General features: G+C 42.7%; 13 protein-coding genes and 1 pseudogene. 5 read left to right on the top strand and 9 right to left on the bottom strand.

The features are described 5' to 3' along the window. Positions 1-227 precede the first annotated feature (227 nt). From F0364_RS25225 to F0364_RS25245, 5 genes are all read right to left on the bottom strand, one after another. The gene (locus tag F0364_RS25225; protein WP_235921266.1) at positions 228-3,647 is read right to left on the bottom strand and encodes a VCBS repeat-containing protein; all 3,420 of its coding nucleotides are present in this window, start codon (positions 3,645-3,647) and stop codon (positions 228-230) included. Positions 3,648-3,893: 246 nt separating this feature from the next. Further along, on the bottom strand, positions 3,894-5,441 hold the full coding sequence (locus F0364_RS25230) for a RagB/SusD family nutrient uptake outer membrane protein (RefSeq protein ID WP_153800597.1): 1,548 nt from the start codon (positions 5,439-5,441) through the stop codon (positions 3,894-3,896). 19 nt (positions 5,442-5,460) lie between these two features. Then, positions 5,461-8,421, bottom strand: coding sequence for a SusC/RagA family TonB-linked outer membrane protein (locus F0364_RS25235; RefSeq protein WP_207632877.1), 2,961 nt, complete (start codon positions 8,419-8,421; stop codon positions 5,461-5,463). A gap of 480 nt (positions 8,422-8,901) precedes the next feature. After that, the gene (gene treF, locus F0364_RS25240) at positions 8,902-10,392 is read right to left on the bottom strand and encodes an alpha,alpha-trehalase TreF (RefSeq protein ID WP_153800598.1); all 1,491 of its coding nucleotides are present in this window, start codon (positions 10,390-10,392) and stop codon (positions 8,902-8,904) included. Between the two features lie 2 nt (positions 10,393-10,394). Then, positions 10,395-11,684 (bottom strand): MFS transporter, encoded by a 1,290-nt coding sequence (locus F0364_RS25245; RefSeq protein ID WP_153800599.1) that lies wholly within the window; start codon positions 11,682-11,684, stop codon positions 10,395-10,397. Positions 11,685-11,838: 154 nt separating this feature from the next. On the opposite strand from F0364_RS25245, the gene F0364_RS25250 reads away from it, so the two are divergent. The 4 genes from F0364_RS25250 to F0364_RS25265 all read left to right on the top strand — a co-directional run bounded on the left by F0364_RS25250 (position 11,839) and on the right by F0364_RS25265 (position 16,720). Further along, complete coding sequence (locus tag F0364_RS25250; RefSeq protein WP_153800600.1) at positions 11,839-12,693, top strand: AraC family transcriptional regulator; 855 nt, start codon at positions 11,839-11,841, stop codon at positions 12,691-12,693. A gap of 262 nt (positions 12,694-12,955) precedes the next feature. Next, positions 12,956-13,627: a tetratricopeptide repeat protein gene (locus tag F0364_RS25255; protein WP_153800601.1), complete on the top strand. Its 672-nt coding sequence runs from the start codon at positions 12,956-12,958 to the stop codon at positions 13,625-13,627. A 157-nt stretch (positions 13,628-13,784) separates the two neighbouring features. Beyond that, positions 13,785-14,096 (top strand): antibiotic biosynthesis monooxygenase family protein, encoded by a 312-nt coding sequence (locus tag F0364_RS25260; protein ID WP_153800602.1) that lies wholly within the window; start codon positions 13,785-13,787, stop codon positions 14,094-14,096. Positions 14,097-14,704: 608 nt separating this feature from the next. Continuing rightward, positions 14,705-16,720, top strand: coding sequence for an ATP-binding protein (locus F0364_RS25265; RefSeq protein ID WP_153800603.1), 2,016 nt, complete (start codon positions 14,705-14,707; stop codon positions 16,718-16,720). A 442-nt stretch (positions 16,721-17,162) separates the two neighbouring features. On the opposite strand, the gene F0364_RS25270 is transcribed toward F0364_RS25265, so the two are convergent. From F0364_RS25270 to F0364_RS25280, 3 genes are all read right to left on the bottom strand, one after another. Then, a complete protein-coding gene (locus tag F0364_RS25270) occupies positions 17,163-17,552 on the bottom strand; it encodes a hypothetical protein (RefSeq protein WP_153800604.1) in 390 nt (129 codons plus the stop codon). 285 nt (positions 17,553-17,837) lie between these two features. After that, the gene (locus F0364_RS25275) at positions 17,838-18,323 is read right to left on the bottom strand and encodes a hypothetical protein (RefSeq protein WP_153800605.1); all 486 of its coding nucleotides are present in this window, start codon (positions 18,321-18,323) and stop codon (positions 17,838-17,840) included. A 108-nt stretch (positions 18,324-18,431) separates the two neighbouring features. Next, positions 18,432-19,310: a DUF6252 domain-containing protein gene (locus F0364_RS25280; RefSeq protein WP_153800606.1), complete on the bottom strand. Its 879-nt coding sequence runs from the start codon at positions 19,308-19,310 to the stop codon at positions 18,432-18,434. A 271-nt stretch (positions 19,311-19,581) separates the two neighbouring features. Here F0364_RS25280 and F0364_RS25285 point away from each other — a divergent pair, with 271 nt between their 5' ends. Beyond that, a complete protein-coding gene (locus F0364_RS25285; RefSeq protein WP_153800607.1) occupies positions 19,582-19,944 on the top strand; it encodes a hypothetical protein in 363 nt (120 codons plus the stop codon). A 557-nt stretch (positions 19,945-20,501) separates the two neighbouring features. On the opposite strand, the pseudogene F0364_RS29080 reads toward F0364_RS25285, so the two are convergent. Continuing rightward, positions 20,502-20,819, bottom strand: a pseudogene (locus F0364_RS29080) (hypothetical protein); the annotation flags it as partial.

Genomic DNA, 20,819 nt, shown 5'->3' on the forward strand with positions numbered 1-20,819 from the left:
AAAACGTTAAAACTATCAGTAGGAGATAACTTATTGGTGAAGTTTAAGCCACTTTGTTCACTATTTACTACCTGAAACAATGGAGGCCCCTGCACATCAGATTTGCATCCAACCAGGAGCCATCCAAGGAGCAAATAAGTTATACATATCCTTTGGCTTTTAACATGCCTCATGTTGCATCCGGAAACAGCAGCTACGATTGAAACAATACCGCTCATAACTGCAAATTATTTATTTGTTTTTTGTACAAAAGAACTCAACTGGAAAAAAACCGGATAATCATTGTTGCGGAGAAACAGCAGGTAATTTTTGTTCTTCGTTTTTATTTCGGCTATATCCCTTACTTCCCCGCTAATTTGAAGACCGGACTTTGCAAAATCCTGGTAATAAAAATTACCTTTTCCATCATTCAAAAAAACCTGGCCATATCCCGCATCAACCCTGCAAAACTGTGGTAAGAACCCAAAATCGTTACCTGCAAGGATTATATCAACGAAGCCATCCTCATTTAAATCTTTACAAACAACAGCGTTAATTGAAGAAAGCTGGGCCATATCGGGCAGTCTCTTTACAGTAAATTCTCCCTTTCCATTATTAATAGCAATACATGAGCTTGAATAATTCCATTTTTTCACTATGCTTTTATCCACATGCTCTTTTGGAAACAAGTCCCCAATTGCTTTTTTGGCGAATTCCGCATTTCTCAGGTTTTCTTTTTTCAAAGACGGTAACTGTTCGGTAAGTTCCCGTTTTAAAAACACCGATACATCTTTTCCCTTTAGTGTTTGAGTCAACACAAGATCTTTGGTGCCATTATTATCAAAATCATTAATCCATAGTTTAACAGGTGTGGTCTCACCTGCATGCAAGTAAAAATTTTCACCAATATTTCCAAGCACCAAATCCAGGTCTCCGTCGCCATCAAAATCTGCAGTTTTTAACACACTCCACCAGCCAAACATATTACTAAGTGTAGACGCCACCTGCTTAAACTGCCCGTTTTTATAAGTATAAATCTTAGGGGGCATCCAGTCTCCAACCACCAATAAATCCAACTGCCCATCGCCGGTTATATCAGCCCATTCTGCATCTCTAACCATACCTACATAATCTATACCATCCAAAAGTTTAGACGGCATATCACTAAAGTGGCCAAAGCCGTCGTTTATATATATATGGCTTTTAGGATTAATACCATACTGCTGGGGAACATTTCTTGCACCCACAAATAAATCAAGGTCGCCATCGTTATCAAAGTCCCAAGCCTTTATTACGGCGACATTGTCATTATTTTGCGGAAAAGCTTTCGTATCCAGGTCAAAATTTCCCTTACCATCATTTTTATATAACCTGTGTTGCAATTGCATGCTGCCGATAGCTACATTGTTACCGCCAGATCCAATTAAAAGATCCTTATCCCCGTCTTTATCCGCATCAAAAAACAAAAGAGCTACATCTTCAAAAGAAGCAAACCTGTCAAAAACCGACTGGCTATTTTTCAAAAATTCCCCTTGTGCAGTTTGTAGGTACAGCACCCCTCCAAACCCTGCAGCCCCGCCAATGTAAATGTCATCAAGGCTATCTCCGTTTACATCACCCACCGCAGCATGAGGGCCTTCACGAGAAAGCAATTTTGGCAAATTACGCTCATAGTAAAAATCAACATATTCATCCTCCTCATGCTTGCCAAAAGGAGAAGCAATTTCTTCCAGCATAGCATTACCTGAAACATAATTGTTCTTTGGAAGAATGGCGGCGCCATTCGCCCCCTGGCTTATAACGTGTAGTGTATCGGTCTGCGGTTTAAGATATACGGTTCTATTTCTATCTGGCCAAATAATTACCATTGAATCTATTCCAGTCAAGCTGCCCAAGCCTATTACAGACTGATAATCCATAGACGATTCAAAACCCCGCGCCGGCACAATCTCCCTGTTGATTATGTTATCCTTTGCATACAACATAATCTTACTGCCGATTGCATAGGTATTTTTATCCTTGCCTTTTAAATGTAAACTAATGTAATGGTTGCTATTTATCTCCCTGCTGTTATTTTTGTAGATAAATGCCGGCTCGTTTACATTATTAGTTATTAAGTCAAGGTCCCCATCATTATCAAGGTCTCCATATGCGGCGCCGCTACTGAATGAAGGCTGGATTAATCCCATTTCAATGCCCGCATCGTCAAATTTCAGCTTTCCTGTATTTCTGAAAAACTTGTTTAATACAGGTGTACTCGGCATCCTTTTCACAATTGAGTCAACCTCATCCTTCTTCCCGGTAAATGCCATACGCTGAATAACATTGTTCGCGAAAAAATCCATAAAGTCCAGGTCTGTAACATCATGGTAAATTCCATTACAAACAAAAATATCATTAAGCCCGTCATTATCTCCATCAAACATTAACCCTCCCCAACTCCAGTCAGACGCTACAACGCCGCTATAATGCGCTACTTCCATGAATTTGTTATATCGAGTATTTAACTGGAGGGTGTTTTGCATATACTGGTGATAAAAGCCAGATTTTTCCTTTAAATTGTTTACATCATAATTATCGAAAGTTGAAGTGGTTTTTAATCTGTAATCATCATCTGGCAGCATGTCCGTAGTAAAAATATCAGGGTAGCCATCATTATTAACATCGCCAATATCCGCCCCCATCGAGGAAAGACTTGTATGCTGCACCCAGCTTTCCAGCTCATCTTTAAATGTTCCATCACCTTGGTTAATGTACAGATAATCCCGTTCGAAAAAATCGTTAGAGACATAGATGTCAGGATAGGCATCGCCATTAACATCTGCCACTGTAGCGCCAAGTCCCAAACTAATCAATGTTCCATGAATACCCGCCTGTAGCGTTATTTCGTTAAATTTCCCATCATCGTTCCTGAACAAGTGATCTCCGCCTCCCTTCAAAAACTGTGGCACTGGCCATTGCTCTGCCGGTAAGCTGCGCATATTGGCATAATTAAGCGTATTAACAGGTATTGGTGTATTATTTATCAGAAAACAATCAAGGTCTCCATCCAGGTCATAATCAAAAAAAGTGGCATGCGTGCTGTAACCTGAATCCGCAAGACCATACTTTTCAGCCTCCTCACTAAACCCAAGATTATGGTTGTTTATATAAAGTTGGTTCTTCCTTAAAGCAGCATTGTTCAAATTTCCTGAGTTGCACACATAAATATCCAGCCAGCCATCATTATTTATATCCACCATCACAACACCGGTGCTCCATTCCTTTTTATCTTTAAAACCAGCTTTTACAGATATGTCTTCAAATTTTAAATCACCTTTATTCAAAAACAGCTTGTTGCTTCCTGTGTTGGCGGTAAAAAAAACATCGGCAAGCCCATCATTATTAATATCCCCTATCCCAACACCTGCACCATTGTAAAAATTACGGTCATTAAAAACATTTATATCCTTTGATTCAACAATGTTATTAGCAAAAACTATCCCTGTATCATCAAGTTTTTCAAATACAGTTTTCTGTTTCGTATTGCACGATAAGGCTAAAGCAATTAATAACAAACCAGGGAATAATTTTTTTATCCGCATATTTTGATAATGGCAAAAATCTTTTGAGAGATGATCAATCTTTTCTTCACGCAATATTAAGGAGCAGTGGTTAAATAAATTCATATGAGCCGTTAATACATTTTGTATCCATACAACAATTTACAAATAGGTTGATTGAGATTTTTTAAGCCCAGGAACTTTTGGTACCCAGCAGATGACCCTATGCGAAACTGCCGTTGCGTCGCACTCTTGTACGCCTTTTTTTCTATTCGCCTATTTACCACATTATCGTAAAAAATACTTGCCCTATGATTACAAACAAAAAGGCCGGATTTTACTCGGCCTTTTTGTTGTTTAAAACGGTTATTATCAGTAGCCCGGATTCTGAGTCAGGTTGGGGTTTACCGCCAACGCAGAGTTTGGAATCGGGAACCATAGGTACTTAGGATCATCTGTTGGCTTTAAAGCCCATGGCTGTAAATAAACTCCAAAACGAACCAAATCCTGCCTTCTCCAGCCATCCCAGTAAAATTCTCTCTGCCTTTCATCAAGCAATACTGGCAATGTAACAGTAGCTAAAGCGCTGGCATCACGTATGGTTCTAACCTGGTTTACTAAAGAAGTAGCAGAAGCTGCATCAGGAGATGCTTTACGCAATAAAGCCTCTGCCTTCATTAACAGTACATCCGCATACCTGAATATAACATAGTCATTACCTGCATTATCTATACCGGCGCCACTTGCATTATAGTGAATGGGATATTTAATAACCCTTATACCTGTTCTTTCCAGTGTATTAGGATCTGTTTCCTGCAACTTTACATCATCCAGGAAAACAAGTGGATTCCCTTTCCTGTCCTTTAGGGCAGTACCTTTTTCGTCATACTGTTGTCCACGCAAAAACCCTGTAGTCACACCATGAATGTTTGAAGAGCCAATAATGCTGTCTTTACGTCTTTTGTCCGTAGCCTCAAATTTGTTATACACATCAACCAGTGTAGAAAACCCATTCCATCCGCCCGGTGGTTGGCTATAATGCAATGTCATAAACCAGCGTGAACGAACGTTATTTCCGTTGCCTACTCCAACATCATTCTTCAAAACAAAGATATTTTCTGTTGTTTTTGTTGTATTGTCTGGGCCATAATTATCAAAAAAGTTAGCAGCAAGAGAATACCCTGTTACTGCATCTGCCAAACTGATTACTTTTTGCATATCGGCATCATCAAAAGTAGGGTTCTGCCTTGCATCGCCATAAGAGGACTTATTTAAATACAGTTTCATTAAAAGCACCCTTGCAGCATTCTTATTTGCTTTTCCTGCTGTAGCAGGGGATCCGTCAGGCAATGCGCTTAACACTGATTCTAATTCGGCAATTATAAAATCTGCCGCTTCTTCGCCCTTGAATACCTTCGGTGCGTTCAACAGGTTCTCTCCTACCTCACGATAAGGTACCTGGCCATACAAATCCAGCACCGTATACATGGCAAAGGCTCTGATAAACTTCGCTTCAGCAGCCTGTGCTGCACTCGGATTAAATGCCAGTACGTTTGTTGCATCAAAAACAGCTTTGAGCAGGCTGTTGAAGTTAGCTGTAATCTGATTATGATCTGCATTCCAGTTATGGCTATGTATCACACGCCACGCTCCATTATCATCCCAGTCACTGCCGCGTGTAGGTACCAAACATTCGTCTGAAGAATTCTCTTCCAATGAAAAGGGGCCATCCTGATTTTGAAATACGTTCAAATCAGTATAAGCGGCTTGAAGCAATACTGACACATCAGTACTTTGGTTCAAAACATCCTGGGCCTGGTCGCCGGTTAATGTGGAGTTCAATTTTTCCTTCAGAGTACATGCGGAAAATAACCCTACCGATAGCAAACAGGCACCTACCAATTTTTTATTAAGAGTCATATTATTAATTTTTTACAGGTTAAAGTGAAAAATTCAAACCAAGCATAAAAGTTCTGGCTGTAGGATAAGGAATATACTCCATTCCATAGGAAAGAACACCATCGCTTGACTTATCAGTATTTACTTCCGGGCTAAAGCCTGTAAAGCCTGTTATGTACAGTAAGTTCTGTCCTGTAAGAGATATGTTCAGATTCTTAATTACATTTCCAACATTACCAAGCCTGTAGCGCACAGTCAGGTTCGAAATTTTCAGGTAATCACCTTTCTCAAGAAACCTGCTGGAAGGAGCTAATGCGTTTGCCAGGCTTTCGTCAGTGTTAACTAAAGATTTCGCAATGTTACGTGTGCCAAGATTACTTATGTTAAGTACAGAGTTAAGGGTGTTATTGTAAATAACATGTCCCATGGCGCTGTTTATGTTAAGCCCGAAAGAAAACTTTTTGTAATCTACTGTTGTGCTAAAGCCTCCCAAAAATTTAGGATTAGGATTTCCTACAAAATAAAGCGTGTTGCCGCCATCTTCATAAGTACTGAAACCATCCTTGTCAAACCCTGTAAACTTCCTGGTGTAGAAAGCATTTAAAGGCTGGTCGGAGGCAAGCTTCTGAACAAAAGCGCCTGATACTCCCTGGCCGCTAACCGCACCTGTTAATACAGTAGGGCCATTATAATCTTTTACAACATTTTTGAGGAATGCGCCGTTGATGCTTACAGTCCATGTGGTATTCTTATTTCGCACAAGGTCGCTTGATAATGCAATTTCGAAGCCGTTGTTCAGAATGCGGCCCGGAAGGTTTGTCCAGTATTTTGTAGCTGGTGCCGGTTGTATTGCATCAAAGTTAAACAGCAGATTGCTTGTTCTTTTATTGAAATAATCTAGCGTACCCCTCAGCTTGCCTTTGCCAACAACAAAGTCAAGGCCCACATTCCACTGCTTTGTTTCTTCCCATTTCAAGTCTGGGTTAGCAACGTTTGCCTGCGCAATGGATCCCTGACCGTAGGAATATTGCGTAACTGCAGCACCAGCCGGGAATTCCTGGTTACCGGTTATACCCCAGCTACCTCTTAGTTTTAGCTCATCAAATACTCCGTTGTCTTTAAGAAACGATTCATTATTAATATTCCACGCAAGGGCAAATGAAGGAAAAGTGCCGTATTTATTGTTAGAACCAAATTTGCTTGAACCATCTGCACGCAAGGTGGCTGTTAATACATATCTGTCCTGGAAGCTTACGATCGCCCTTCCAAAATAAGATTGCAAATATGCTTTGGGGTCATTGTAGCTGCCTACGGTAATATTACCAGAAGTAACGTTTTGCAGGATATCTGTGTAATCAACTAATGGTGAGGTGGAAAAACCTAAACCGGTAATACTGCTACCCCTCCAGGTAAAGCTTTGATATTCATAACCAAGAATGGCATTCAATCGTATTGAGCTGCTCAGGTCTTTATCAAAGTTTAGAGTATTGGTAATTACCTGTGTACTTAAAACCGCATTGTTTACATAAGCAATGCCTTTCCCAATTATCTCCGGGAAATTTAGTGAATCACTGGCCATAGCTTTGCGTTCGCCATTCTGATGGTTTACACTGTATTGGGATTTAAACTCCAGCCAATCAGTAAATTTATATCCAACCTGTGCGTAGGCCAGCACACTGGAAACATTCACCCTGTCTTTATAATATTCAAGAAGAGTAACCGGGCTCGGATTTGTTGCACCTGTGGGGTTATCCTGAGACCAAAGTGTTCCATTTGCCCTTCTTAAAGACAGCGTTGGGTTCCATTGCAGTGCAGCGCTGATTAAGTTACCACTCGCACCTGCATTATTAGAAATAGCCGGTATAGTTTCCCTGTTTTGAGAAACCAAAACATTAAAGTTTAATGATAGCTTTTTGCTTGGAAGAAACTTGAACTGCCCGTTTAAATTAGCAGTATATCGTTTTAAATTGGAAGTCTTTACAATACCATCCTGGTCAAAATAGCCTAATGAAGCCCGGTATTTTCCATTTTCGTTTCCGCCGCTCATTGCCACGTTGTAGTTCTGCGTTAATGCATTCCTAAGTATTGCATCCAAAGCATCCACGTTACCACCATAATCTCCGGAAGTAACGTTCTTGGCTTTCAATGCAGCCCTGTATTCATTACCATCAAGCACTTCATACCGCTTCATAATTGAACTTAAGCCCCAGCTTGTACTAATATCAAGTTTGGGTTCGCCCGAAGCAGCTTTTTTTGTTTCAATCAGCACAACACCGTTAGCAGCCCTTGAACCATAGATTGCTGTTGCAGAAGCATCCTTTAAAATAGAAATGTTATTGATATCGTTGCTGTTAAACATGTACAACGGATCTGTTGCCGGGCTTACACCCAATCCGGATACATTCACTCCCGGCCGCGCAATACGACCATCTAAAGGAATTCCATCAACAACATACAAAGGATTGTTACCCGATCTTACAGTAGAGTTACCACGTATGCGGATAGTGGTAGCAGCGCCCGGCTGTCCACTCGCATTGGTAACTTCAAGACCGGCAACTTTACCCTGGATTAATTGTTGCGGAGAAGTGGTAGTACCCTGATTGAAGTCTTTGGCTCCAACAGAAACTACCGAACCCGTTACATCTTTTTTCCGTACGTTACCATAACCGATTACCACCACATCAGTTAGTGCAGCGCTTTCCGGCGCCAACGATACAGATACATCGTTGGATGAGGGGATTGCTACTTCCTGGGTGGTGAAACCAACATAACTAATCACCAGCGTGGTTGCTGATGAGGGAACATTCAGCCTGAATGCTCCCGAGGCATCTGTAGACGTGCCGGAAGAAGTTCCTTTAACAACTACAGAAGCGCCTGCAACAGCGCCGCCTTTGTCATCTGTAACTTTTCCGGTAACTGTCTTTGTCTGGGCTAACACAGCCTGCGTTGTAAATAGCAGGCATAAAAGCATAAAAGCTTTCAGTAGAGGTTTGACAAGCATAATCATTCGCAGTTTATAGAAGTTAAAAGTAGGCAAGTTTGTGTAACTTGTACACGAATTGTTAAACTTTTTTTTGGTTTCATCTACAGACATATAATTGAAATTAAAAGTTGCATGCCTTTGTAAATATTTGTTTAAGAGGTTTTTAGGGGGTTCAGCACTTATTTCTTACAGCTCTTTACATTCCCGATTCTGTTAATATTCAACGTTAATTTGCGCATTGCGGTTTCCGTAACATCTTTTAAGGGATGTGCACTTACCGCGTGAGGGATTGCAGCGGATACCCCGCTGATGGCCCTTTGCAAAGGCTTTGTGGCGGAGTATGAGCGGAAAGCCCGGCCCCTTGCGATAGCTTGGGGACACGCCCATGGCTTCTGTAGGCTTCGACAAGCTCAGCCTGACATTGCCACAATTGACCAGCGTCGACAGGCTTAGCCTGACATACCACTGTTTCCCGACAAACGCAGCCCGTCAATACTTCTACAATGAACTTTTCATTTTAAGGTACACCCCGTTCGTCCACCCGAACCCGTACTGGTTTGGATACTCGCCGCCCCCGGCTATGGCGCCGTTTACTACGTTATACTTTTCCATTAACCGGCCGGTTTGTTTAAAGCCATTTTCAACCGTGGCCATCCATCGCTGCTTAACTTCTGTTGCTAATTGTTCAAAGCCGTAGTTCCTAAGCCCCCGGTAAGCCATCCAGTGCAGGGGCGCCCAGCCATTGGGCGCATCCCACTGCTGGCCGCATTGCACAAGGGTGGTTAATAAGCCGCCGGGCTGCAGGAACCTGTTTTGCAATAAACCAGCCATCTTGCTTGCCTGCTGGTGGCTGGCCAACTTTGAAACCAATGTATAAACCATAATAACCGTTGCAGCCCGGACAGGCTTATTACCCAGGAAATCATAATCGGTATATGCCTGCAATTCCTCACTCCACAAATATTTTTGAATGGCATTCTCTCTAATGAAGGCGAGGGTTGTAAAATGCAACTCACTCACTTCGTCGTTTGCCAGCCTGCTGGCTTTTTGCAAAGATTTTTCCAGGTGCAGCAGTAAACAGTTAAGGTCCAGCGCCACCAAATCGGTAGTGCGTATGCTGTGAAGGTTATGCCCATCTGCCAGCCAGCGGCTGCTGTAATCCCACCCGCTTTCGGCCCCGGCCCGCAAATGGCGGAATAGGCCATTGTGCGTACTGCCGGCCAGGCTGGCTGTTTCCAGGTCTTCCACATAGCCTTCGGGGCGGGGGGTATCCAGTTCATCCCAATACCTGTTCAGCACTTCGCCCCCACGCATACGCACCACACGGCGTACGCAGCGGTTTTCTTTCGACAGCTCTTCCGACCCCTTCATCCAAAACGCATACTCCTTTTGCAGTTGGGGCAGGTATTTTACCCATACAGCTTCTCCCTTTTCTTCAGCCAGCAGTTCTACCATCATAGAAAAAAATGGCGGCTGGGAACGGGATAAGAGGTACGTGCGGTTGGCGTTGGGTATAAAACCCAGCCTGTTAATTAAGTAAGCAAAGTTGTTTACCATGCTTTCCATTAAATCCACACGGCCCGCGGCCTGCAGGCCCAGCATGGTAAAGTAGCTGTCCCAATAGAAAATCTCCCTAAAGCGGCCACCGGGCACGACAAACTTTTCCGGCAACGGCACCAGGGTACCGGTACTGGCGCAAGGGTAGCGGGTAAGCGCATCCCACAGATAAGTAATATACTCATCAATATTGCAGAACTGCTTATCCAGCGCCTCTGCCCCTGCCGGCAAACTGAAATGCTGCTTTAAGAACGCCGCCAGTTGAAAATCTTTTTGCTGCCTTTCCCGGCGATAGCAATGCAAAATGTCTTTCAAAGAACCTTTTGGCTCCGCATCAACAAATGTTTTTTGATCGGCCAATAACCGGGAGGTCTGTACATCTACAAACAACTCCTCTAAATCTTCTATATACAGCAGTTGGGGGTCTCTCATGTTTAATGCATGTTCGCCATTTCTTTTACCGGGGCCATACCGGCATCCACAATTTCACTAAGCACTACCCGGTTTTTCTGAGCACGGAAAACCGCCAGCGCAGCCAGCAATATGGCCAATGGCACCAGCGAAAAATAGAACGCAACCTGGCCTCCATATTCCTGGAAAATACTTCCGGTAACCAGCGACCCGAGCGTGCCCCCCAGTGCCGAAAACACCACGATAAGCCCGCTCATCATGCCATGCTTTGTTTTAGGCAACGAGGACAGTATGATAGAATTAATGGCTGGGTACACCGGGGCAAGAAAAAAGCCGATTAAAGGGAAAACATACGCAGCTACCGGCACATCCGCCCAGCCATTGATTATTTTAATACCGGCGCCAGAGGCCAGTGGCAAAGCAATTAACACAAGCCCTGCGGCGCCAACCAGGCACCCACACAGCAGGGTAAACCAGCTTATTTTTTTAATAAGCACCGCCGCCACAAACCTGCCCGCCGCGGTAGAAGCCGCTAATATGCTGGCCATTTGTATACTCATAGAGGCCGGAATGCCTAATACCTTATTATTAAAGGTGGGCAGCCAGCTCATAATGCTTTGCTCCAGCAACACATATACAAAGGCACACACGATAAATGAAAGCACCACCGGAAGCAGAAAAAGCAAAAACATATTCGCGAAATCCTTGCCTATATTATCAGATTTTGTGTGCTGGCGGGCTGCAGATTCATCCAGCGGGGCAGTTAGCAGCAGCAAAAAAGCCGATGCTGACAACATGCCCAGCACATAGTACACGTTAAACCAGTTGTCAGACGCTGCATTGCTGTCATCTATATACCCGCTGAAAATAAAGTTGCCGGACAGTATGCCTATCATGAAAAACGACTCTATGAAGTTCATGATGCTGATATGGCTCTTTTCATCTTTCGCAATAAGCCCGATAGTGCCAAATACAGATACTTTTATTAGCCCGAAACATACACCGGTAACTACAAACAATAGTTTTACCGCTAAAAAGGTTTTAAGAAAGGGCATGCAAAAGCAGGCAATGCTCATAAAAGCCAAAGCCGCCAGCATAGATTTTTTATACCCTATGCGAACAATAAAGGACGCTACCAGGAAAGATGCTGCAGCTATGCTGATATCTTTACAAGCCTCCAGTACGGCGGCAGAAGATTCCGCCACCTTAAAATACCGCTGTACCTGCAGTATTACCGTGCCTACACTGTTAAGCAGTACGGCAAACAGGAAATAGTTAATAAAAATAGAGAGCTTAATCCTTGATACCGGCATATGCAATCACTGGTATATGGCTGTTATAATTTTGGTTTGCTTAGCTACAACGAATTTCAAGGTTTTACAAACAATAAAATTCAACTGTATTCGCAAATACTTATGCTGTATTAATATAATTCTGTTAGATTTGGATTACTAACGATTAATAAGAATGAAGATTGAATATGAGATAGTTCAGCCTGATGAAGGCAGTTCTTTCCGCTTGCTGCACACCAAAACCCGGGCAGAAGATTATGCCTGGCAATACCATTACCACCCCGAATACGAAATTGTGTGTGTGCTTAACGGCAATGGCACACGCCACGTAGGCAACCACTTTAGCAGCTACAATAATGGGGACCTTGTGTTTATGGGGCCTAACCTGCCCCACGCCGGTTTTGGCCTTAACGCACATGGGTTTCATGAAGAAATTGTAGTACAGGTAAAAGAAGAAATACTTAAGGAAATGGTAGCCGCCCGGCCTGAAATGAATGCTATTAAAACCCTGCTGGCCAAAGCCGGCCATGGTTTGTATTTTACCGGTGGCGCCAAAGAAAAAATTACCCGCCAACTGGTAAAGCTGCTCAGGCTTTCTTCTTTCGACCGTTTTATGGGGCTTATCACAATTCTGCAGTTGATGGCTACTTCTGCCGACTACGAATTACTGAACCCTGCCACGGATATATCCCAGCAGGTGCAAAAAAACAATGCCCGCCTGCAAAAGATTTTCACCTATGTGGAGGAGCATTTTTGCGACGAAATTGACATTAAAAAAGTGGCCTCCCTTGCCAACCTATCCGTACCGGCTTTTTGCAGCTACTTTAAAAAGGTAATGAGCTGTACGTTTACAGATTTTATTAACCAGTACCGCATACAGCGGGCCTGCACCCTGCTGCAGCAGGAAAAATCCATTGCCGAAATAAGCTTCGACTGCGGGTTTAACAACGTGGCTTACTTCAATAAAGTGTTTAAAGCCATCACACAAAAAACCCCCGGAGAATATAAAAAGGAACGCTTGAGGGCGTAGTAAAAAGCTTTGAAAGCTTTTTACCAGGAAATTTTTTGGCGGTCGGCGACATATCGCTGTGGCACCGCCTCTTGTGTCACTCTCTTGTGCGTTCGGTTTTTATGGCAGCTTTTAAGCGGGTATTAGGAATCGGCGGGACATTAATTCTTATTCAATGCCATGAAGACCCAATTACAAATCAACAACACAACCTTTTTTAAACAGCTCTTAAGCCAGGCATTCCATTCCGAAACGATATTTTTGCAATACAACCTTAACTCAAATGAGATATATTTTATTACTGCTGCTTATTTACTTATCCAATCTTTCAAAAGCACAAAACTCATCACTCCAAACTTTTGAGTCTGGTATCTGCGATTGCCTTCAACAAAAAGCTGTTACTACATTGAAAAGCCAGGAATATTTGAATTGCGTATTGAAAAATATGGAAACCCACCGTGAGCTTATTAGGGATATGGCCACCAAAAAATATGGTGATTCTGCTAAATTTAAATCTGACCAGTTTATGGAGTGGTTGCAGCCCAAAATAGCGCTTGACCTTACCCGCGACTGTGGCAATTTTTACAAACTAATGGAAGACCTGTGGGAACATGAAACCCACAAAAAAACAAGGCCTGAATTGCTTAAAGAGCTGCAAATGCGGAAAACAATGGACAGGAAATTCAGCGGCAATTATTTCTGGTATCGGGGGGAAGTATATTTACAGTTGGGTGATTATAAGAATGCGCTGATAGATGCCGACAGTTCCATCAGAGATAAACCTAAAGATGGACGCGGGTATAGCCTTAAAGGACGGATAAAGGAAAAGCAAGGCAATTACGCCGATGCTTTAAAATTTTACCAGAAAGCCAATGCGGTAGAGCCCAGCCCGGAATACAGAATAATCATCGCTATTGTTCAAAGAAAACAGCAACTAAAACTGGGCAAAAATTAAGTTCTTGCCTCCTTTGCAAAAACATTTGCATACAGCCTCCGGCTAACTGTACCTTTGCTACCTGTTACCACTCCGGCTATCAAGTAAACAACGGCCTTCGTTTTTGTATGCGGCTTTTTCTTCCCGTATTCTCTCACCTAAAATAAAGGAGGTTTTTATGTTTGCCAGACTTACCCACATAAGCGTACAGCCCGATAAAAAGGATGAAATGAAAAGGATTTTTAATGAAGAAATAGTACCTGTGGTAAAAGCACAACGCGGCAATATTGGCATTTGGCTGTTAGAACCTACCGATGAAAACGAAGACTACATCTCCCTTACTGAATGGGTATCTTCCACAGATGCGGACATGTATGAAACGAACGGCACTTACCGCCAATTGGTGGATAAGGTGAAAGGCATGTACCTTAACAGACCCATCCTTAAAACTTACAACATTTCGGAAACAAGGCTGGTAGTTCCGGTTTAACAAATGACAGGCTTATTAGAACACCGCAAAATTTCAGGATGAGGTTTTGCGGTGTTACCGCACTTTAGCTGTTTTTGGCTGCGATACTTGCACCAGTATAGTATTGTGCATTAAGTAAGCTGCCTGCACTATGCTTAGTAAAGAATAAAGCGTACAAGTGAGTGACACAACGAAGCCCAATAGCAGCACCATAGCTAAGTCCTAAAAAAAAAATCGCCGTATTCAGGGTGTGTTATCATAACTATTATTTGCCATGCAAAAACCGGTGCCAATTTTTGCAGCAGCCGGTTACCAACCTTAATTCTTGCTTATAAAAAAATACTAATGCAGTGTAAACCGTGCAATAAACCGCCACAATGCTATCTTTACCCTTACTGCCCCAGGCATAAATCCGTCCTTCTGAAATCAAAAGCATAATCACCAGCTACCTATAATACACCGGTAACCTTCATTTTAAAAAACCGGCATGCTTCTTTTGCAACTGCACCAGCCATTCAGCGCCATTATTGTGCTTGTGTACCAATGCCCTTGTGTTGTTTTTATAACCACCATTACTGGTATGTGCCGGCAAATACAATCATCATCAACCAACAACAGCACTCGTTAATATGAAAGCCACTGCCAGAATTCTATATGCTGCATGCATTTTGGCTATACTGCCTTACGCCTGCGGTAACAAAAGCCAAATTAACCACCCCGAAATATTAGCTCCATTTCTGAGAATGGCCGACACGGCATCTAACCAGAGTAAAGACCACATTTTGGTACTGCTGGATTCCGCCTACGAAACAATCAATTCTCCGGGGCCGGCAGATCGTTTTTCGCTGGATAGCTTTAAACGGGACTATTATGGCTATGTAAAAACAGAGCACTGGAAAGCCATGCAATATGCCGATACAATGATAGAAATGAACAAGGACAACCTTGATGATGAGGCATTTGCAGAACGGTATGCCCGTGCCCTTGTTTACAAAGGGTTAAGCTACTACTCTTTAAGAAGGTTTGATGACGCGTATAAGTATTACACCATGTCAAAAGAAGTACTGGTCAAATACATAAAAAACAAGTGTACCCTGGCCCAATACAGCGGCACACAAGCCAACCTGCTATTTGCGCAGGGTAAATATGTGCAGGCGGCAACTGAGTTTGTGGAACACTACCGTTTTCAGCTAAACTGCGGCCAGGAAAACTACCAATGGCTTATGAGCCTGCAGGGAGCGCTGGACAACGCCGGCATTTGCTACTTTAAAGCAGGGCTGCTGGACAGCGCTTATAGTTGCTATAAAGCTGCATTGGAAACCATTGAAAAGAATGAGCACAGGTTTCCGCCCAACCCCGCATCAACGGCCAACGCTAAAGGTGTTATTTATGGTAACCAGGCAGAAATACTTGCCTTTTACCGAAAATTTAAAGAAGCGGAGGAGTTGTATATAAAAAGCATAGCAGGCACCAGGCTGTCTGATGTGGGTTATACACAATTCACTCAAATGCGGCTTGCCCAAATGTATATAACCGCCAGGCAACTGCCCAGGGCAAACAATATACTACAGGCAACAGGCGCATCGCTGGATACACTGCCCGATGAGCAAAACAGGCTACGCTGGTTTATGGCGCAGGCGGATTATTACAAAGCAAAAAACGATGCCGCCCAGGCCTCTGAATACCTAAGGAAATTTATTGCCCTTAAAGACACATCCATACTTAAAACACAAAAGTTTGCCGAACTGGATGTACGGCGCTCTTTTGAAAGCATGGAGCAGAAAGTTTTAAACGAAACACTGCAGCGGGACAACCAGCAGAAATCGGTTTACCTTTTGATAGCGGTGGTAGTTATATGCATGGCGCTGGCCATTGTGGCGTTGGTATGGTATAACCTGCGGCGCACCGGGCGCTATGTTAAACAGCTTAACGATAAAAACGACGAACTGCAAAAAGCCTTCAACTCGCTGGAAAGCAGCCATAACGAGAATAGCCGCATCATGCGTGTGGTGGCCCACGACCTGAAGAACCCTGCCAGCGCCATGCGCAACCTGGTGCATTCGCTGCTCAGGAAGGAGGAATCGGCCGAAAAACGGGAAATACTTGAGTTGATCCAGGGCTCCTGCATTAACTCGCTTAACCTCATCAACGACTTGCTTACAGACAAAAAGCAGGCCGCAGATGCCAGGAAAGAAGTAACTGACTTATCACGCCTGCTGGAAAACTGTGTAGAACTACACCAGGCCAAAGCCGATGAAAAAAGCCAGCGCCTGCAGCTACGGTCAGAGCAGGCAGAGGCAAGGGTAAACACACAGCGTATCTGGCGGGTTATCAGCAATATTATCAACAATGCCATTAAGTTCAGCCCCGAAAACGCGGTTATTGATATACGACTGCAAAAGAAAGAACGTTTTGTACAGCTTTGTGTTAAAGACTACGGCATAGGCATACCCGCAAACCTGAAAGATAAAATCTTCTCACTGCCCGAAGAAGCGGGACGACAGGGTACCATGGGCGAAGAATCATATGGCCTGGGCCTTTCCATCTCCAAAAAAATTGTGGAAGAACACCAGGGTAAAATATGGTTTGAAAGTGTTGATGGCAAGGGTTCTTCATTTTATGTAGAGCTGCCGGCTCTTAACTAGATAGTTACCCAGCATAAAGACAATTAGCCGGGGCTTTCCCCACCCGCTCCCTGTAGCGGCAGCGGTTCCGGCTATCCATTCCAACTCCGCCGCAAAGCCATCCGCACAAGGCTTCAGCGGGGTTTCCATTTCTATCCGGCAGCCATTGGGCAAATGAATATATCCCGGCTTTTCCCACAAGGTAGCTTTATAACACTTCCCTCAACATTACCCCGGCGGGTGACGACTTGTTCCGAAAGCCTTTGGCAACACCGGCCTAGCATCCGCTAATCATAAAAGCCTCTCAGTTTATTGTTTTTGGGAATGCGATAAATAAAAAGACCATTATTTTCTTTTAAATCACTTTTATCATACTCAACAAAAACTGGAATTGTATTTTTTGGTTTTGAATAGTATGGAGTGGGATCATCGAACACAGTTTGTTTAAGGCTATATTCCATTTTCACAACTCTTTTCCCAAAAAAACACAATAAGAGTATTGATTAAAGTTGAGCTCCAAATCATCAAACTTGTCTCCTATAATCTTTGATTCAGTAGTAAGCTTGGTAAACTGCTCTAATTCTTCATTCGAGTGAAAAAAAACATAAGCATTGGGGAAAAACCCGTCTCGGGTATTGGGCAAATACCCAATAAGTTCATACTCAATAGCATTTTTCTTATAAAATAAATAAAGACCTATAATCACAAATATTAGAAACATCATTGGAAGAACAAATTTGATCCTCAGCATAATATTAATATTAATGTTTCCCACTAAAATAAGGTGTAGTATTTCTTGTAGCTTTTTCTGTTCCAGAATGGACTCCATTGCTGAAACGCTCCTATCTACCATTTTCTGGCTATGGGTTAAAATAATCCGAAGACCATGAAGGAGTTGACTTTGTCCAAATCTAAGTAACTTACCGCACCTTTTGTTCCTTGAACATATACAAACTTCGTACAAAACAATTCGGCTAAAGTCTGTTCTGATCTCTTTAAGTCTCCTTGTGCATGAAGTGCATTTCCTTGAGCCTTGGGATTATCATCCGCAGAGTGACAGTATATAATGCCAAGACTGCATTGCTGGATATCTACTAATTATTATATAGCGGAATTTTTGTACCAAAAAAATTATTTCCTAAAAAACAGAATCTACAGGAGGCGGCGATACATTTTGGGTTTTAGGTGGATAAAAATAATGATCAAACGCAACGTACCTTTTATGAACAAAGGCATCAAAATGGCGACGATTTACCGGATCTAAAATGGCAAATGTTGCCGCAGGGTTAATAACCCTGGCAGTATCAAACCCGCTTTTTAATAAATACCCTTTTAATGAATCAACGCGGAATTTTTTTGGCCATATATGTATCCTGACACTTTCAATCTTATCGCCTTCAAAAAAGTAATACAATGCTGTATCTGCAATGGATTTAATCAAAACATTCTTGTGTTCCATGTAATCAGTAGTATCTATTCGGCTTTTTACTTTCATGGTAACAAAACCGTTCTCATACAGGTCGCCTCTATCTTTAAAAGATTGCGAGAACACGCTGACATTTTCCCTGGGTGCACATGAAACGCAAAACGGCGCAACTATAATAATAAAAACTAAGATTCGCATGTAATACTTTTTCGTATGTTATCTTCCACAGATGAGGAGGCATCCGTTATTATATACCAAATTTGGATGCTCAATTCGTACAATTCTTATACAATATAACATACAACGCTAATAAGAAATCGAAAAAGCCCCTTCCGTTATGTCAACCTTTTTAGTGCCCACAATATCACTGGCTTTAAAGTTAAATTCACCTTTTATTTTCTTCTTTGCCTTATCATGTTCCAGTATGTTCAGTTCGCCGGAATCAACCAGGTAATTTGTGGTACTGCTTAGGTACACAGCCGTATAACCGGTGGCGATACCCAGGCTGTGTTTGCCGGCTTGTATATCAGCAGGAAGCTGAAACCCCATCGTTCTGCTTACATCCGGCATAGTAGCGTTTATTATAAGTTTGTCCTGGCTTATTATGCCCGTTATGCTGTAGGGCGTCCACTCTACGCCATCTATTTTAGCTTTAAACGCATTGGAAGTATGTGGGCTTGGCGCAACCGTTGTGGCGTAGGAAATATTCTTAAACACACCATTCTCAACTATCATGTAAGAGCTATCATATTGTGTGTACATTACAAAAGCAAACGTTCCGCTGATTGTTTTCTTTACCGTATCAATTTCCGTTATGTTCACTTCACCACCCACCTCATCGGTATCTTCATCATCCATGGTAACATACTGCTTAACCGGCACAGCCATACTATCATAAAATAAGGCGGCATTCATCACATTGTTCACAAGCGCATACCTGTGAACGCCGGAATCTTTAAGCGTAATGGTAAGCCACCTGTTATCGTTACTCCGGCCCGTAATATTTATAACACCAGCCAAACGGCTTGCAGATTTTAAAACCGTGCCCGCCGACCATGGCTCGCCGGCAATGGTAGCGGTAAAATCTCCGGACGGTACATCTTCCCAATCCGTAATTTCTTTTTGGCAGGACAAGAAAGCTGAGAGGACAAAAAAGAGCAGCGCCAACAAACTAAAAGGTTTCATAGAATACTGTGTTTAGGATTAACCGGGCAAATGTAATAACAGTTGGCTTTGCCTGCTGCTTATAATTTGTTTAAAATCAGGTAACAGCCGCCAATCTGCATTGAAACAGGAATGTTTACCAGGATGGCAAAAAAACATACCGGGCAGGCCGCCCATCAACATGAAGGCAGTCGAAGAATTCCTCTTATTCAAAATCCAAAGAGCCGCTAAGGCTAACTCTCTGGATGGCATCACGCTTTTATTTTAGCTCATTCTATAAAGAGCTCGGGGTGTGGAAAACCTGGTCGTAATTTTTTGGGGCTTTCACCGGCAGGAACATTTTGCAACACCAGTCCCGGCTTTTCACTGCAACTCCTCGCCGTCTGCGCTACGCTACGGCGGCTGCGGGGTTTCCGTTTCAATCCGGCAGCCATTGGGCAGTGGGATTGCTATGAGGCTTTGCTGGCGGGGTAGCAATAACCGCACAAGACGCCTTCACACTAAGCCATGCCTCAGTCTTGAAGTGATCATAAAGATTGCCGATACCTTGCAACTGTCTATTGATTATCTCGTAGGTAAAACAGCCGTCCAACTCGATAAAACCAAATTGAAAAGATTGCAGGATATACTAAAACTTTCTGAAGAAAATCGCTAGCAGATTTTTACGGTGGCGGATGCCCTTATTCGCGACTTTAAGGCTAAAAAATCTTACGCTTAGTAAACAAAAAAGCCGCCGGCATCTCTACCAACGGCTTAATAATATTAACTACTCCTTATTCTTACAATTAATTCCCGGCTAATTTAAAAAGCAACAAAAAATGAATGATTATCAATAGCATACAAGAAAAAAAAAGTGCTAAATATTTATTTCTTTGCAAGTAGGTGCTTCTATGCTTCAAAAGTTTTTGTTTAGTAACATTTTTTTCCAGCAAGAAAAAGATTAGTAAAGCCAGGCAAATAAAAGATATAAACAAGACGGAACCAGTAATTTCTCTTCCTGTAATCCACCAAAAAAGCAACGTTAATAATGAGGTTAAAATAATACTCATCAGTTGATTTGCTCTATATATGTATCCCTTTCCACTTTTATAATAGCGGGTTTTATAAAGCATATATATCAACGAGTACTGTATCTTTTCCATTACTTTTTTTCTCCATTCATTTACCACCAACCAAATACATCAGCTAATCCCATTGTAATATTGACAACTGCTACAACACCGATGCCAACTGGCCCAGTAGCTGCAATAGGGCCAGTAGTTGCTCAGTACCTCCCCCGGCCCCTCCAACAGAGGGGAGCGAGGTACCCAATACTTGTTGTAGTTGTTGCTGCACCTGGGCACGGGTTTGCAGGCCGGCAAGACCTCCCCCGGCCCCTCCAACGGAGGGGAGAGAAGAACCCGGTAACCGGAACAACTGCGACAGGTAACTGTTTTTCTGGAAAAATGATTTGAAGGCGGGTATCTCCCTTATGGCGGCGATGGCTTTCTCTTCCAGTTTTTTGCGGTCTTTGATGAGGGCTTTGTATTC

It is taken from the genome of Foetidibacter luteolus (genome assembly GCF_009650435.1).
GTDB lineage: Bacteria > Bacteroidota > Bacteroidia > Chitinophagales > Chitinophagaceae > Foetidibacter > Foetidibacter luteolus.

Bases quoted from the DNA above. Each gene is read 5' to 3' on its own strand.
- F0364_RS25225 (WP_235921266.1), bottom strand. From the start codon at position 3,647: ATGAATTTATTTAACCACTGCTCCTTAATATTGCGTGAAGAAAAGATT.
- F0364_RS25230 (WP_153800597.1), bottom strand. From the start codon at position 5,441: ATGACTCTTAATAAAAAATTGGTAGGTGCCTGTTTGCTATCGGTAGGG.
- F0364_RS25235 (WP_207632877.1), bottom strand. From the start codon at position 8,421: ATGCTTGTCAAACCTCTACTGAAAGCTTTTATGCTTTTATGCCTGCTA.
- treF (WP_153800598.1), bottom strand. From the start codon at position 10,392: ATGAGAGACCCCCAACTGCTGTATATAGAAGATTTAGAGGAGTTGTTT.
- F0364_RS25245 (WP_153800599.1), bottom strand. From the start codon at position 11,684: ATGCCGGTATCAAGGATTAAGCTCTCTATTTTTATTAACTATTTCCTG.
- F0364_RS25250 (WP_153800600.1), top strand. From the start codon at position 11,839: ATGAAGATTGAATATGAGATAGTTCAGCCTGATGAAGGCAGTTCTTTC.
- F0364_RS25255 (WP_153800601.1), top strand. From the start codon at position 12,956: ATGAGATATATTTTATTACTGCTGCTTATTTACTTATCCAATCTTTCA.
- F0364_RS25260 (WP_153800602.1), top strand. From the start codon at position 13,785: ATGTTTGCCAGACTTACCCACATAAGCGTACAGCCCGATAAAAAGGAT.
- F0364_RS25265 (WP_153800603.1), top strand. From the start codon at position 14,705: ATGAAAGCCACTGCCAGAATTCTATATGCTGCATGCATTTTGGCTATA.
- F0364_RS25270 (WP_153800604.1), bottom strand. From the start codon at position 17,552: ATGGTAGATAGGAGCGTTTCAGCAATGGAGTCCATTCTGGAACAGAAA.
- F0364_RS25275 (WP_153800605.1), bottom strand. From the start codon at position 18,323: ATGCGAATCTTAGTTTTTATTATTATAGTTGCGCCGTTTTGCGTTTCA.
- F0364_RS25280 (WP_153800606.1), bottom strand. From the start codon at position 19,310: ATGAAACCTTTTAGTTTGTTGGCGCTGCTCTTTTTTGTCCTCTCAGCT.